This is a genomic window from Spirosoma endbachense (assembly GCF_010233585.1).
Taxonomy (GTDB): Bacteria; Bacteroidota; Bacteroidia; order Cytophagales; family Spirosomataceae; genus Spirosoma; species Spirosoma endbachense.
Map to the genome: position 1 here is coordinate 1,165,244 of NZ_CP045997.1, position 13,717 is coordinate 1,178,960.

Genomic DNA, 13,717 nt, shown 5'->3' on the forward strand with positions numbered 1-13,717 from the left:
AAATTTTTGTCGGAGAAAATTCGGAAATGTTTGTCCGTTTTGGACCATTCGGAAGTGACCTAGGAAAGTAAAAACCCGCATAGAAGGGCGCTATGCGGGTTTTTTGACTGTTGGGCGGTCCGGACGGGGCTCGAACCCGCGACCCCCTGCGTGACAGGCAGGTATTCTAACCAACTGAACTACCGAACCATTTTTGATTTCTCGGTCAACGCTGCCGTTTTCCTTAATCGTGGCACAAAAGTAGACGCTTTTGATGGTATGTACAAGAGGTGGATCAAAAAAAAATGAGATCCATGGTTGATCCGTACGGACATCCCTTGGAAATCAGCCCGTTTACCACAAAAAAAAATAATGCCGGCCTGTACTTCTAATTATTTAACATGCCGTTTTAGGTTTTGCTAACCGCACCTGCTATCTTTCTACTAGAAACCGTTCTTCTCCAATACGATGCTTACATCGGAATCATACTCAGAATTGGTGAATAAGGTATATAACCGATCTCGACAGGAGGGAAATCGGTCGTATCCTGTTGCCTGTTTCGAAATCTTTATGCTTGAACAGGCACAACAGCGGGCTAGTCGTAAAGAAGTTCAACTGTTTCGGCAACTTGGAGAGATATTTGACTGGAATATGCCTCGACGACAACGGAATACGTATGTCAAAAAACTGCAATCTGGTTTTACACTCGTACTAACCGATCTTTCCAAGACGATTCTTTGGACAAGCCGCAATTTTTTGACGATGACCGGATACTCACACGCGGAAGCAGTGGGAAAGACGCCCAGAATTTTACAGGGCCCCGAAACAGACCCTGCCACGTTGTTGCGCGTACATGAATCACTCAAGCGGGCAGACTCCGTAAAAGCCGATCTTTTGAACTATCGCAAGGATGGCGAATCCTATATATGCCGGGTGGAAATCGATCCACTCTACGATAGCCACGGTGAATTGACACACTTTCTGGCCGTTGAGAGTGAAGTGAAAGAAAGTTTATAGCCATCTGCCCCCGGTTTAATCACCAATAGTCTCTCACGATTACCTATTTGCCAAATAGATTAATAATCATTTGTTTGTTCGCTGATCGGGTGTGACCGTATAAATGTCGGTTGCGCGTAGTGGTTTTATCTGGATTGCTGATGGACCAGGGTCAATAGTGCCGGACTGAAAATCAGGGATGATTTGCCAATCTGTCTGGTGGTTTTTTTGTGCAGGCAAACCAGCTTGTTCTATATAATTACGCCGTTTACGAAGCTTTCTGTATTTTCGTAAACCTTTGGTCGCCGATTTGCAGTTATATCCTCACACGACACTGCATATGAAACGGTTTTTGCTTGTACTTCGATGGAGCCTATTGGCTATCCTGGTTCTCGCTCTTGGAACATTATTAGCGGCCTGGTTTATAGATTTTCGGCAAACTGATCAGGAGTTAGCCGATGAATTCAAAGGGCAACGCGTACGGCCTACGGTGCACCATTACCGGATAAAAGACGGTAACAATCAACCCCGGACCATCCGATTCATGGAAACACCTGCCCTTTCGGGTGATTCGGCCCTTCCGGTGGTCCTGTTTGTGCATGGTGCGCCCAGTTCACTTTCCTTTTTCAATGAATTTTTCAAGGATACGGCCTTATTGAACCGCGCTCAATTGGTGGCTGTTGATCGGCCCGGCTATGGCTACTCCGATTTCGGGCGTGTAGAGACATCGGTTGTGCGGCAGGCTCAGTTTTTACAGCCGCTCATTAATCGATATAAGAATGCACCTTACTTGATGGTGGTTGGGTCGTCGTATGGAGGGTCTGTATCGGCGCGGTTGGCCATGAATAACCCCGAAGAAGTTAATCATGTGGTATTTGTGTCGTCGGCGCTGGGGCCTGGGCTGGAGCGGACCTATCCGATAAGCCATTGGGTGGATACACCGTTGCTGCGTTGGGGTATTCCAACATTGTTGCGTCTGGCTAATGACGAAAAATTAGCCCATAGGAAGGCATTAGAAGCAATTTTGCCCGATTGGCCTAAAATCAGGGCGAAAATCACGATGCTTCACGGTCAGCGCGACGAATTGGTTTATCCGACTAATGTATCATTTGCGCAACAACACCTCATTAATGCTCGGGTTAAGCAGTTTTTGTTGCCTGAAAATCGCCACGACATCGTATTTAATAAGCGTGAGTATATGACCGACATTCTGCTCGACATTCTGACTCAACGTATAAATAAAGCAGTGGGGAAGCCTAAGCAGATGGCAATAAAAGGAGAAAAATCGACCAAAGGCCTTTATTCATCAGTACTTATTCATTAGGCTGTTATTTCAATCCGATTTAATTCCGGGTCAAATACGACGCTTTCGTAATAGCCGTCGCCAGTTCGACGGGGTTCGCCTACTATCGAGTAACCATCAGCTCGTAATCGTTCGGTCAATGCATCGACGGCTGTTTCGCTACCGACGGATATGGCAAAATGGGTGAGGCCCGTAAATTGGACAAATGCATCATTCAGCGTCTCCGGAATACCGGGCATCTGCATGATCTCCAGTCGCGAGCCACCCGCCGGAAATGTCAGAAAATAAGACGAAAACCCTTTCGTTACATTGCTGTATTTTTCATTGGAAACGACGCCAAAATACATTTCATAAAAGTGCCGCATCTGCTCCAGATTACGAACCCAAATTGCCAGGTGTTCTATGTGCATGGAGCAAAGATGAACGATTTTCCTGAATCACCCAATAAGTGTCTCAAGCTACTTAGGCTACGAAAATAGGGAATGGAAGTAACGTATCGATTAGCTACTGAGTATGATCTGGTAGAAATTGTCAGGATGCTCTCCGATGATAAATTAGGCGCATTACGGGAGAATTTTCAAGTGCCATTGCCCGATGCGTATCAGAAGGCATTTAACATTATTGCCGCTGATCCGCATCAGGAGCTAACTGTGGTTGAGGTCAACACCGAAATTGTCGCCACCTTTCAATTGAGTTTCATTCAGTACCTGACCTATCAGGGCCGTATAAGAGCACAGATTGAAGCCGTTCGGGTGAAATCGAACTACCGCGGAAAGGGAATCGGGAAGGAGATTTTTCAGTATGCCATTCAACGGGCCAGGTCGAAAGGCGCTCATCTGCTTCAGCTAACTACCGATAAAAAGCGCCCGGAAGCCAAACGGTTTTACGAATCACTGGGGTTTATTGACTCGCATGAGGGAATGAAACTTCATTTGACGTAAAAAGATAGCCTCATTTCTGTACTACCATAGGGCTTTCGTTCAGAAGCGTGTCACCGCACGGCGGACCGTGGTTTGTTTGCTCATCAGTAGTAACCGTGGCACGCATCACACGCTTCACCGCGAAAGTCTATATCAATTTGAATACAGATTGCCTTTGCTTTTGTATTCCCTTATGTAATCTCTTGGCGACATGCCTGTGGTTTTTCGGAAAACCCGATTGAAATTAGTTGCACTATTAAAGCCCGTTGAATAGGCTATGGTAGATATGCCATCATGATTACTGTTAATGATCTTTTTACAGGCCTCGCTGATACGTATTTCGTTCAGGAAAGAATTGTATGTTTTTCTGGTATGTTTTTTGAAATATTTGCAGAAGGCATGCGGTGTTATATGAGCTATTTCTGCAATTTTATTTAGCGTAATATTTTCCGCATAATGTTCCAGTGTATATTGAAAAACCTCATTCATCCTGACTCCTTCTCCTTCAGGAAAATAATTGTTGGATAACCCGGAATCCAATGACTTCCAGCCGCGTACTTCTTTTGAAAAATAATCGAATAAATTGATCAGCGTAAGTAAGCGTTCCAGATTGGATCTGGTTGTCAATCTATTAATTATTTTACCAACATAATTGACATGTTCAGATGGAAGCTGGAACCCGTTTTGCGTCGTGTTTAGAAAGCTACTGATTGATTCCATCTCCGGAAGACTGAAAAACTCAACTGGAATTCGATCCTGATCAAAATAGATATGAATGGCATGCGCATTTATTTTATCAGGGTTTGCAAAATGAGATGGATCAGATTTGAAGATATGGGGTTGATTTGCTCCAAGAATATAAATATCACCTGGCTTAAATGCCTGACTATAATTGCCAGCCATAAGAGTGCCTTCACCACGAATAATCATGGTGATCTGTAATTGTTTATGGCGATGATAGTAATTATAAAAATTAGGCAGGATGTCTTCATCCACTACTACCGAATCCTCTTTAGGAACCGGGGGTGTAAAGTCCAACACTTTCATAAATAGAGGAGTAAATATTATTTTTCAACAACTAAATTATATTATTCACAGCTCGACGCGTTTGCTGGTAAATAACTCATTAACCAATACTTATCCTGGCAAGTACAGCCCGCAAGATAATACTATGAATTTTATTGGCTGAACCAAAGTGGCAGAAAAATAATGGTAATTTTTTGTCATCTATCAGAAAAAATGTATTACATAAGTATTAGTACTTAGTATTTTTACAGAACTTGCTTTTGTGGCAGGTATTTATTTTCAAATATATTGTCACCACAATGAAATATAGGTTTCTTTTGACGATATGCCATTCTGACTATGCTTTTGATGCTTTGTTTGCCGTTTTTATGAATAGGCAATAATTATCCATGTTTAATCGAAAATTGCCGATGCATTTATTGCATTAATTCTATCAATAGCTTTGAAGAAAAATGGTATGAATTTACAAGCAAAAATTTATTTTGACGATACTGAGCAGGCTTTTATTTATAAGTCGAATGCCCAGCTAAAAAAAACATATCGACTGTTTCAATTAATGAACCAGTCCTGGTTAGTGAAGGTAGGGACAAGATTAACATTACTTGCCGTTAACTGGAAATTACCAATTAATGGCCTGCTTCGATCAACAATATTTGAACAATTTGTGGGCGGAGAGACCCTTGAGCAAACCTCGGTTATTGTCAACGACTTAAAGAAATATGGCATCAGCCTTATCCTGGATTATGGTGCTGAAGGAAAAGAAAGTGAAAAGGATTTTGAGGAAGCTAAAAATGAATTTATTCGGGTAATTAATCATGCCTCAAGCCTTGATAATATTAATTTTATTAGCATCAAATTAACGGCACTCGCCCGCTTTTCACTCCTTGAGAAATTAAACCAGTTTTCTGCGAGTTCAGCTGCCGGTTTTTCGATCGATACAAAACAACTGAACCCGGAAGAAGAGCAGGAATGGGCAAATGTTGTGCGTCGGGTTGAAGAAATTTGTGAGCTTGCTATTGAAAAAAAAGTTGGGATTCTGATTGATGCTGAAGAGTCGTGGATACAGTATACGATTGATGCGCTTACCATGCAGGTTATGGAGCGATACAATAAGAAAAAAGCAATTATCTATAATACCATCCAACTTTACCGGCACGACCGGCTTGAATTTTTAAAATACTCCCATCAGATAGCCTTAAAAAACAAGTTTATTTTAGGCGCCAAAATTGTTCGGGGCGCTTATATGGAAAAGGAGCGCAAACGGGCGAATGCGTTGAATGACTCCTCGCCAATTCAACGCGATAAATCGGCCAGCGACCAGGATTTTAATGCAGCCATTTCATACAGTATCCAGCATATTGATACCATCTCGGTTATCATTGCGTCTCACAACGAGTACAGTGCTCAATTCGCAGTCCGATTATTGGATGAAGCCAATCTCGCCGTTAATCATCCGCACATTCATTTTTCCCAACTCTACGGCATGAGCGACAACATTACATTTAACCTGGCCAAGATTGGCTGTAATGTGAGTAAATACCTGCCGTATGGCCCGATTGACGATGTAATTCCGTATTTGATGAGACGCGCACAAGAAAACAGCTCCGTTGCTGGACAAACCAGCAGGGAGCTGTTTTTAATTGAGAAGGAAATAAAGAGGAGAGGTATTTAAGTGTTTTCAGGTTGTAGCTTTCAGGTTCTGGTTGGCTGACACGGCACTAAGAATAATGCGTCAGCCAACCAGAATCCAGTTAATACTTCGCTGGTTGATTGGGTTTTGGAGTCGATTTTTTGATGAAATCACGCAGGTCATCATTCGACTTGACAAGGTCTTCCTGACGCAGATACATCATGTGACCGCTGCGATACCCTTTCCAGTCCATTCTGCTTTTAAGCTTTCCACTTGGGTCCATTTGCCACATGTTGTACTGAGCGCCGAAATAATCGCAGGCACCGTCATAATAACCTGATTGTACCAGCAGATGCAGATAGGGGTTCTGAGCCATGGCCTGACGAAGGTTTTCGCCGGTTCGGTCCGTATTTTCGGCCGTGCGTGCCCACGGATGAACAGGCCCAAACATGTAGTATTTCAGGTCTGTTTTGTAGTTCAGGAACTCCCTGAAATAATAGTTAATGGGAGCCGCAAACGAGTGAAGCCACGACGTAAGTTCTGGTGAATAATCGGGCCGTTCACCAGCATCTTCCCGGTCGATACCCAGGTACCGCGAATCTAAACGGCCAATCGTTTGACCTTTATCCCGCAGGAGTTCTTTCCAAAAGAAAGAAGTTGGAACCATCAGATTATGCTCCAGAATTACTTTCTCGGATAAACCCGAGTAGCGGGCTACCTTCGCTGCAATCTGTTTTTTCTTATCCGCTTCCAGGAAACCACCTTTGGCCAGGGCCGGAATAAATTCATTGATGGTAAACTGCTCCACTTCAGGCAACATGGCCGTCAGGTCTTTTTGCTGAAGATCGGTTGGGAGCGCTTTGTGAAACCAGGCCGTTGCTGAGTAATAAGGCAATAGGTTAGCCGCGCCTACAGGCCCTTCCCGGTTGATACCCAGATCGGTAGGCGAGACCAGAATGACTCCATTGAGGTACATCCAGTTGGCGTTCTGCAACTCCAGAGCCAGGCCCGATACGCGGGTGGTTCCATAGCTTTCGCCAATGAGGTATTTGGGCGAAGGCCAGCGGTTTTTGCGACCCACGAACACGTTGAGCCATTCGGCCAGGTACTTGATATCGGCGTTCACACCAAAGAATTTCGACCGGGGAACGTCTTTGTTAGCCATCCGGGAATAGCCGGTGTTGACGGGATCAATGTAAACAATATCGGCAACGTCGAGAATCGAGTTCGGATTGTCCTTGATCGTATAAGGCTGTAATGGATAGCCTTCATTGTCGATATTGAGCAATTTAGGACCCGTATAGGCGAGGTGCATCCAGACCGATGCTGTACCGGGGCCACCATTGAAGGAAATCACCAATGGGCGGGTTGTCCGGTCTTTTACATCCGACCGCTCGTAATACGTATAAAACACACCAGCAATGGGTTTGCCGTTTTCATCCCAAACCGGCTGCGTACCAACGGTAGCCGTATACGGTACGCGCTGTCCTTTGATGGTAACGGCACTGGAGGTTGTAATGGTTGAGTCCATTGGCAATGTAAGGTCGCCTGGAGCTGGTTTGGCAGCAGGGCCGGAGTTGGGTCTTGCTGCCGGTGCGTCGGCTGGTGGACCTCCCGCTGCTCGTTGACCCTGCCCGCGCTGCCCTTGCGCAAACGATAACGAACCTGTTGTGAGGCCAATGAGCAATAAAATAGCAATCCGTTTCATGTAGTAGCGTACTGGTTAAAGAATGAGTGGTAATTGTTTTGTTGTAAGATGTTAGTTAGTACTTCGCCGGTTGGTTGGGTTTGGGTAACGTTTTCTGGATGAACGTGCGAATGTCGTCGGTCGAGGTTGCCATGTCTTCATCCCGCAGATACATCATGTGGCCGCTCCGGTAGCCTTTCCAGTCAAGGCGACTCTTTAGTTTGCCGCTCGGATCAATGTGCCACATGTTGAATTTAGCGTTGAAATAATCCGTAGCGCCATCAAAATAACCCGACTGGATCATGACGTGCAGGTATGGGTTCTGAGCCATGGCCTGCCGCAGATTTTCGCCGGTTCGGTCCGCATTAGCGCCATCACGATCCCAGGGACGGGTTTGCCCGGCGATGTAATATTTCAGATCGGTTTTGTAGTTGAGGTGCTGGCGGAGGTAATAGTTGATAGCTGGCGTAAAGGAGTGTTGCCAGGAGGTATATTCGGCGGCATAATCGGGACGATCACCAGCGGTTTCCCGGTCGATACCCAGATACCGTGAATCCAAACGGCCGATCTGGTAGCCTTTATCCCGCAATAGCTCTTTCCAGTAAAAAGTAGAAGGAACGATCAGGTTATGTTCCAGAATCACTTTTTCGGATAGGCCCGAGTAGCGAGCCATTTTGGCGGCAATCTGCTTCTTTTTTTCTGGCTCCAGAAAACCCCCTCGCGTTATGGCCGGAACCAGTTCATTGATAGTAAACTGCTCGACTTCAGGCAGGATATCGTTCAAATCTTTTTTCTGAAGATCAGCAGCGAGTACTTTATGATACCAGGCCGTTGCCGAATAGTAAGGTAGCAGGTTGGCAGCCTCGATAGGCCCACCCCGCTCAATACCCAGATCGGTAGGCGAGACCAGAATGACTCCATTGAGGTACATCCAGTTGGCGTTCTGCAACTCCAGAGCCAAGCCCGATACGCGGGTGGTTCCGTAGCTTTCGCCAATGAGGTACTTGGGCGAAGGCCAGCGGTTTTTGCGACCCACGAACACGTTGAGCCATTCGGCCAGGTACTTGATATCGGCGTTCACACCAAAGAACTTCGACTTGGGTATCGAGTCATTAATGGCTCGTGAAAAACCGGTATTAACGGGCTCAACATACACGATATCGGCGACATCCAGAATGGAATTTGGGTTGTCTCTAACGCCGTATGGTTGCATTGGATAGCCTTCACTATCCGTCATTACGCGCTTGGGTCCTGTGTAGCCGATGTGCATCCAGCAGGATGCGGCCCCAGGTCCACCGTTAAACGAAATGAACAGCGGGCGGGTCGTCTTGTCAGAAACGTCTGACCGCTCGTAGTATACGTAAAACAGGGAGGCAATTGGCTTTCCGTTTTCATCCCATACGGGTTGCGTTCCGGCCGTCGCTTTGTAGGGAACAACTTTTCCTTTAATCGTAACCTGATCGTTGGTGACTACGTCGGAATCGAGTTTCAGTGAACGGGTTTGGGCAGATGAAAAAGTAAGGGTAACGAGGTAAATGAGGAATAAGGTAATCGGTTGTTTCATGGGCTTACAGTCATTGTGGTTTTGTTATCTTCTTATAAACCAGCGATTTCGCCCGGTTTAATATCGAGTTGGTTGGCGGCTGCCATCAGGCCCTTCAGTTCAGCCTGCTTCCCTGCCTGCTTGTATAGACTAGCCAGCCCGACGTAACTATCGAGGTTATACGGATTGTATTCCAGTGATTTTTTGAAATTCGTTATGGCGTCATCCGATTTGCCATTCAGTGCCTGAATGTGCCCATTCGACTGGAATGCTGCTGATTGATAAATCAATGTCCCTTTTGCTGGCAGGCTGGTGAAAAGGGCTTCGGCTTCGGGTACTCGTTTCGCCAGCGCAAACAGACGGACCAATCGCTGTTTATCGATAGCCGTAAGCTCGGTTTTCTCGGCTTTCACCTTGTCCAGATAGTACGTGAGTGAATCCTGTTTATTCAGTTTTGCATAACTTTCTGCGATGCGTAGATCAAAATCGGTACGCCCGTTTTTGCCCGCTTCCAGTATCCGCTGCACCTGCTTCATGGTTTCGATGCACTCCTGATAGCGTCCGTTAGCCAGTAACGCATCGGCGTATAAACCGCGTAATTCATAGTTCTGCGGCCGTTGTAAGACCAGCTTCTTTAGCACGTCGAGCTGATTGGCATAGCCTAACATACCCCGTTGGGCTGCGGCAAACGCTTTCGCATCGTCGCGCCGGTCGCGCAGGTAGGTCGACACGTCGGGTCCGTTGGCCGCATAGTCTTCGGCTGCTTTGATCGCCTGGCTGATTCGGCCGTTCTGGAAATACATATCCCGTAACTGGATAGCAACGGAGGCCCGAGTCTGAAAATCTTTCTCCAGATCCAGTGCTTTTTGCAACCAGCCAGCCTGCGTTTTAATTAGCTCATCGCGGCTTTTGTCGGGGGTGTATTTCGCTTCTTCAAGCTGCGAATAAGCCGCATAAACAGGAGCATAGCCGGGATCGATCGTTTCGGCCGCTTTGATGTAACTGAGCGCCTTCTCGAAATCCTTCTGTTGTTGTTTGAGTCGGGCGTAGGCCAGGTAAGCAGGCTGGTATTTACTATCGTAAACTAAGGCCGTATCGAGGTACTTAGCCGCAGCTACCGAATCTGACTTGATAACTTTGTTGCTCAGATTAATGTAAACCTGCGCCCAGTTGGAAGCCATAACCGCCTTATTGCCATTCAGATACGCACGTTCTTTTTTGACCAAAGCGTCCAAAAACTTATACATTTCCGGATCTTTAGCCTTGAGTTCCGCGGTTATATTCATCGACTTGAAGTCCAGCGGATGCACTTTCATCGACTCAAAATAAGCGGGGTATGTCTGTGCAAAATATTCAGATTCGTTATTCTGCGAATAATAATCCAGCGTGAGCTTGTTTTTCATCGCATGGTAATACCGCTCACGGATCTGACGATTTTCGGCGTCGGTGAGCACTCGGCCATGAAACAGGTGGACGTATTCATGCAACACTACGTTCCGTTCCTCATAAGCCCCGCGTTCTACGTATTCGATGGCTGCGGCTCCGCTACCTACACCCCGAATGTCCATCCATTGCCGGTTATCGAACGTAGTCGTGAACCGAAAATAAGGAGATCGCATGGCGATGGCCAGGTCAATATGGAGTGGAGGCACCACAAACGCATTGCCCTGTTTCGAGAGGAAAGGGAAATACACAACGCTGGTATACATCTGATTCCAGACCATTGCTTTGGCGCGGTTGCCCGAATAGTAACTCAGATCAGGAAATACATTCGCGAAGTTTTCCGGATCGTTAATTTTTGTGGTTTTGAGTACGGTCGTAATCGAATCATAGGTCATCAGATACGGTATCCGCTTCGATTTGATGACCGCCGATAATCCATTGTGAGCTGGACCATAATGCTTTTTTCGATCCAGAATGGTCGTAAATATCTGCTCAGCCGAATCCAGATTGGCCTTGCGGTTGGGGCTATCGAAATCGCTGTAGTAAATAGACGCCCGGTGCATGGCGGGCAGCACCGACGATGGGTATTGTTGCTCAACCTGACGAGTAATGGCAACGGCGTCGGCCAGCCGATTGGCCCGGAATAACTTATCGACTTCTTTTAACTTCTCCCGAATTTCTTTCTCGTCCTTATCCGCATAATCGGCATACGTAAGGTTGGTATGGCCATTTCCCCAATGCCAGTGTGTCTGAAAATGGAGCGGATTAATAGCGAGTGCCAGTTGCCACTGTGCCGCCATGTCGTTCAGCTGCGTAGCATCGATCCGTCGCCAGATTGCATAGCCATAACTGAAGCGGGCATCGGCGTTCAACGGGTCGAGCGTTAAGGACTTCACGAGCGGAGCTTCGGCCTGTTCGGGATGTTGATCCCAGAAATAGACATTGGCTTCAAGCAGGTAAGCTGCGGCCAGTTTAGGGTTCTTATTCTGAAGTTTTTTCGCAACGGTGAGCGCTTCCGGGTATTTCTTTTGGAGCAACAACGCCCGACCCAGCACCACCGACGTTTCTTCGTCATTTGGATTACTGGCAAGCATCGCCTTGCATTGCTTCTCGGCGTTCTGGAGATCCCACGCTTCAATGGCCAGCAGCGCCTTTGACCGTTTTGCCCAGCTGTTGTTTTTGTCGGATGCCAGCGCGCTTTTTACGTCTTTTTCAGCCTGTTGAAAATCGTTCGTTAGCCAGTGATACTCAGCCCAAAGAAGCGATTTCTCAGCGTTAATTAAGCCTTTCCCTGTTTTGAGGGCATCCGTTGCTTCCTGCCAGAGACCAAGATCGAACATCCGTTTGAGTATTGCGGCTCTACCGGTAGTGCTTTGTCGAAGCTGACCGCGCACCAACGTTCGGGTCTGCTCCAATAGGGTTTGTGCTGCTTTGGTATCGCCAGCCTGTTGGGCTGATAAGTTGCCCGCAACGCACAGGAAGAGTATAGGCAGAAAATAGAATTTCAGCATGGCGTACTGGTCAAAGGAAATAGGTTATAAATAGTCCGACGTTCGACTGTTGAAGTTACTTTTAAGAGGATATTGATGAAGTATAATTGAAACGGCGAAACTTCGGGTGCCAAACGTCGGACTATTTATTGATTACTTGCGCGTATCCCAGAATACCCGTTCAAGCATTGTGCTTTTCTGTTTGGCATTTGGGTTATTGCTTATTTCAGACTGAGCATAGAAGAGTGACCGCGGTACTTCGTCGTAGATGGCAAACGGTGTTTTGAAAGGCGTTAAAGCCGGATAACCCGTTCTGCGGTAGTCGGTCCACGGTTCTACCAGTACGGCGTGGTTAGCCACGTATTTCTCGTTGATGATTTGCTGGAGCATTTGCTGAGGAGTTCCTTTCAGCGTTCCGTTAGCAGTCAGATACGTAGTAACATCGGCTGCCGGTACGGCTGCATCGGTCATTGATGCCCGAATTCCGGCTTCGAAAAAGCTCTGTGCACTACCAGGAGCGCTGTATAACAGTGCCGCTTCGGCCCGAATGAAATTGTACTCAGCAAACGTAAGTAACCGCGCCGGACTGTTACCACTAAACGTAATAGCGCCATCTTTCAAACTGCCATTGGCGTTGATCAGCGCCTGGTTCGGCGCAGAGGGCGTGCCGTATACATACTGATAGCTACGCGAGTAGTTTGCCGACGGATCGGGGTCGAGTGCGCTCGCGCCCTTATAGGCTGCAGGGCTTGAGTTGAACGGAAATGGAATGAAATAGGATGCCCGACGGGGATCATTCTTCGAATTCATCAAATCCACAATAAAGCGATGCGGGAAAAACTGGTTTTTGAACTGACCGTTTTCCATGCTGTAGAGTGGGTTCTGGCGCTGCGATTCTGACAGAAAAAGCATCTGGAAATTATCCGCATTGCTGGCCATGAATTTAGCGCCACTATTGATCAGTGCCGTAATTTGTGCCGATGTAAAGGCGGGATCTTTCGCCGAATAATGCAGAAAGATGCGCAGTTTCAGGGTATTGGCAAACTGAATCCATTTGGTTTGCGATGCGGCCCAGGTAGCACCACTGTAAATCGTGCTGTTTACGTTGGGCGACATGGTCGACGTGGTGGCACTGACGTCTTTAATGCCATCGTCGAGCAAACGAATCAGATCTTTATAGATCGCTTCGTCATCGTCAAACTTAGGATAGAAGTTAGCGCTATGACGACCTGCTTCTGAGTAGGGCGTATCGCCCCAGCTGTCGACAACGATCTGATAGACATAGGCTTTCAGGATCTTGCCAACTCCTGCGTAGTGTGGGCTATTTTCGGTTGTTGACTGAGCGATCATTAATTCCAGATCACTCACAATGGTCGAAAAGATAGTGCTCCACTGGCCGTTTACATCCGAATTGTTGATGTTATACCGCTCATATTCCTTAAAGGTGGCAAACCCCGTATTAGGCCCCTGTCCGCTGAATTGCTGCATCAGCAGCGTAGAGTAGCGCAACAGATCGCTGGCGCCCATGTAGCCGATGTTTACCGTAACGGATGGCAGCAATTGAGAGACTTGTACGCCCTTAATGTTATTTGGGTCGTCGTTTACATCCAGAAACGTACTGCAAGAGCTAAAGGCCAATCCAGTGGCAAGTACAGTTGTATAGAGTAACTTCTTCATGATGTCAATTTTTTGTGGGTTAG

10 protein-coding genes and 1 tRNA gene are annotated in these 13,717 nt (G+C 46.7%); 4 read left to right on the forward strand and 7 right to left on the reverse strand.

The window, feature by feature from the left end; genetic code table 11:
* Window positions 1-115: 115 nt before the first annotated feature.
* Window positions 116-189: transfer RNA gene (locus tag GJR95_RS04710), tRNA-Asp, on the reverse strand.
* A 258-nt stretch (window positions 190-447) separates the two neighbouring features.
* Here GJR95_RS04710 and GJR95_RS04715 point away from each other — a divergent pair.
* Complete coding sequence (locus GJR95_RS04715; protein WP_162384783.1) at window positions 448-996, forward strand: PAS domain-containing protein; 549 nt, start codon at window positions 448-450, stop codon at window positions 994-996.
* A gap of 319 nt (window positions 997-1,315) precedes the next feature.
* Window positions 1,316-2,299: an alpha/beta fold hydrolase gene (locus GJR95_RS04720; RefSeq protein ID WP_162384784.1), complete on the forward strand. Its 984-nt coding sequence runs from the start codon at window positions 1,316-1,318 to the stop codon at window positions 2,297-2,299.
* Here GJR95_RS04720 and GJR95_RS04725 read toward each other — a convergent pair.
* Window positions 2,296-2,688 (reverse strand): VOC family protein, encoded by a 393-nt coding sequence (locus GJR95_RS04725; RefSeq protein WP_162384785.1) that lies wholly within the window; start codon window positions 2,686-2,688, stop codon window positions 2,296-2,298. The genes GJR95_RS04720 and GJR95_RS04725 overlap by 4 nt on opposite strands.
* Before the next feature lie 72 nt (window positions 2,689-2,760).
* Between GJR95_RS04725 and GJR95_RS04730 the strand changes: the two genes are divergently transcribed.
* Complete coding sequence (locus tag GJR95_RS04730; RefSeq protein WP_162384786.1) at window positions 2,761-3,219, forward strand: GNAT family N-acetyltransferase; 459 nt, start codon at window positions 2,761-2,763, stop codon at window positions 3,217-3,219.
* A gap of 132 nt (window positions 3,220-3,351) precedes the next feature.
* Here GJR95_RS04730 and GJR95_RS04735 read toward each other — a convergent pair whose 3' ends face one another.
* Complete coding sequence (locus tag GJR95_RS04735; protein WP_162384787.1) at window positions 3,352-4,245, reverse strand: AraC family transcriptional regulator; 894 nt, start codon at window positions 4,243-4,245, stop codon at window positions 3,352-3,354.
* Between the two features lie 421 nt (window positions 4,246-4,666).
* Between GJR95_RS04735 and GJR95_RS04740 the strand changes: the two genes are divergently transcribed.
* Complete coding sequence (locus tag GJR95_RS04740) at window positions 4,667-5,896, forward strand: proline dehydrogenase family protein (RefSeq protein ID WP_198424806.1); 1,230 nt, start codon at window positions 4,667-4,669, stop codon at window positions 5,894-5,896.
* Window positions 5,897-5,975: 79 nt separating this feature from the next.
* Here the strand turns inward: GJR95_RS04740 and GJR95_RS04745 are convergent, their stop codons facing one another.
* The 4 genes from GJR95_RS04745 to GJR95_RS04760 form a co-directional block, all read right to left on the reverse strand.
* Window positions 5,976-7,562, reverse strand: coding sequence for a S10 family peptidase (locus GJR95_RS04745; RefSeq protein WP_162384788.1), 1,587 nt, complete (start codon window positions 7,560-7,562; stop codon window positions 5,976-5,978).
* Window positions 7,563-7,617: 55 nt separating this feature from the next.
* Window positions 7,618-9,105 (reverse strand): S10 family peptidase, encoded by a 1,488-nt coding sequence (locus GJR95_RS04750; protein ID WP_162384789.1) that lies wholly within the window; start codon window positions 9,103-9,105, stop codon window positions 7,618-7,620.
* Between the two features lie 32 nt (window positions 9,106-9,137).
* Window positions 9,138-12,038, reverse strand: a complete 2,901-nt coding sequence (locus GJR95_RS04755; protein WP_162384790.1) for a tetratricopeptide repeat protein — start codon at window positions 12,036-12,038, stop codon at window positions 9,138-9,140.
* Window positions 12,039-12,170: 132 nt separating this feature from the next.
* A complete protein-coding gene (locus tag GJR95_RS04760; RefSeq protein WP_162384791.1) occupies window positions 12,171-13,694 on the reverse strand; it encodes a SusD/RagB family nutrient-binding outer membrane lipoprotein in 1,524 nt (507 codons plus the stop codon).
* Window positions 13,695-13,717 lie beyond the last annotated feature (23 nt).

Excerpts from the sequence above, each read along its gene's own strand:
- GJR95_RS04715 (WP_162384783.1), top strand. The coding sequence starts at position 448 with ATGCTTACATCGGAATCATACTCAGAATTGGTGAATAAGGTATATAAC.
- GJR95_RS04720 (WP_162384784.1), top strand. The coding sequence starts at position 1,316 with ATGAAACGGTTTTTGCTTGTACTTCGATGGAGCCTATTGGCTATCCTG.
- GJR95_RS04725 (WP_162384785.1), bottom strand. The coding sequence starts at position 2,688 with ATGCACATAGAACACCTGGCAATTTGGGTTCGTAATCTGGAGCAGATG.
- GJR95_RS04730 (WP_162384786.1), top strand. The coding sequence starts at position 2,761 with ATGGAAGTAACGTATCGATTAGCTACTGAGTATGATCTGGTAGAAATT.
- GJR95_RS04735 (WP_162384787.1), bottom strand. The coding sequence starts at position 4,245 with ATGAAAGTGTTGGACTTTACACCCCCGGTTCCTAAAGAGGATTCGGTA.
- GJR95_RS04745 (WP_162384788.1), bottom strand. The coding sequence starts at position 7,562 with ATGAAACGGATTGCTATTTTATTGCTCATTGGCCTCACAACAGGTTCG.
- GJR95_RS04750 (WP_162384789.1), bottom strand. The coding sequence starts at position 9,105 with ATGAAACAACCGATTACCTTATTCCTCATTTACCTCGTTACCCTTACT.
- GJR95_RS04755 (WP_162384790.1), bottom strand. The coding sequence starts at position 12,038 with ATGCTGAAATTCTATTTTCTGCCTATACTCTTCCTGTGCGTTGCGGGC.
- GJR95_RS04760 (WP_162384791.1), bottom strand. The coding sequence starts at position 13,694 with ATGAAGAAGTTACTCTATACAACTGTACTTGCCACTGGATTGGCCTTT.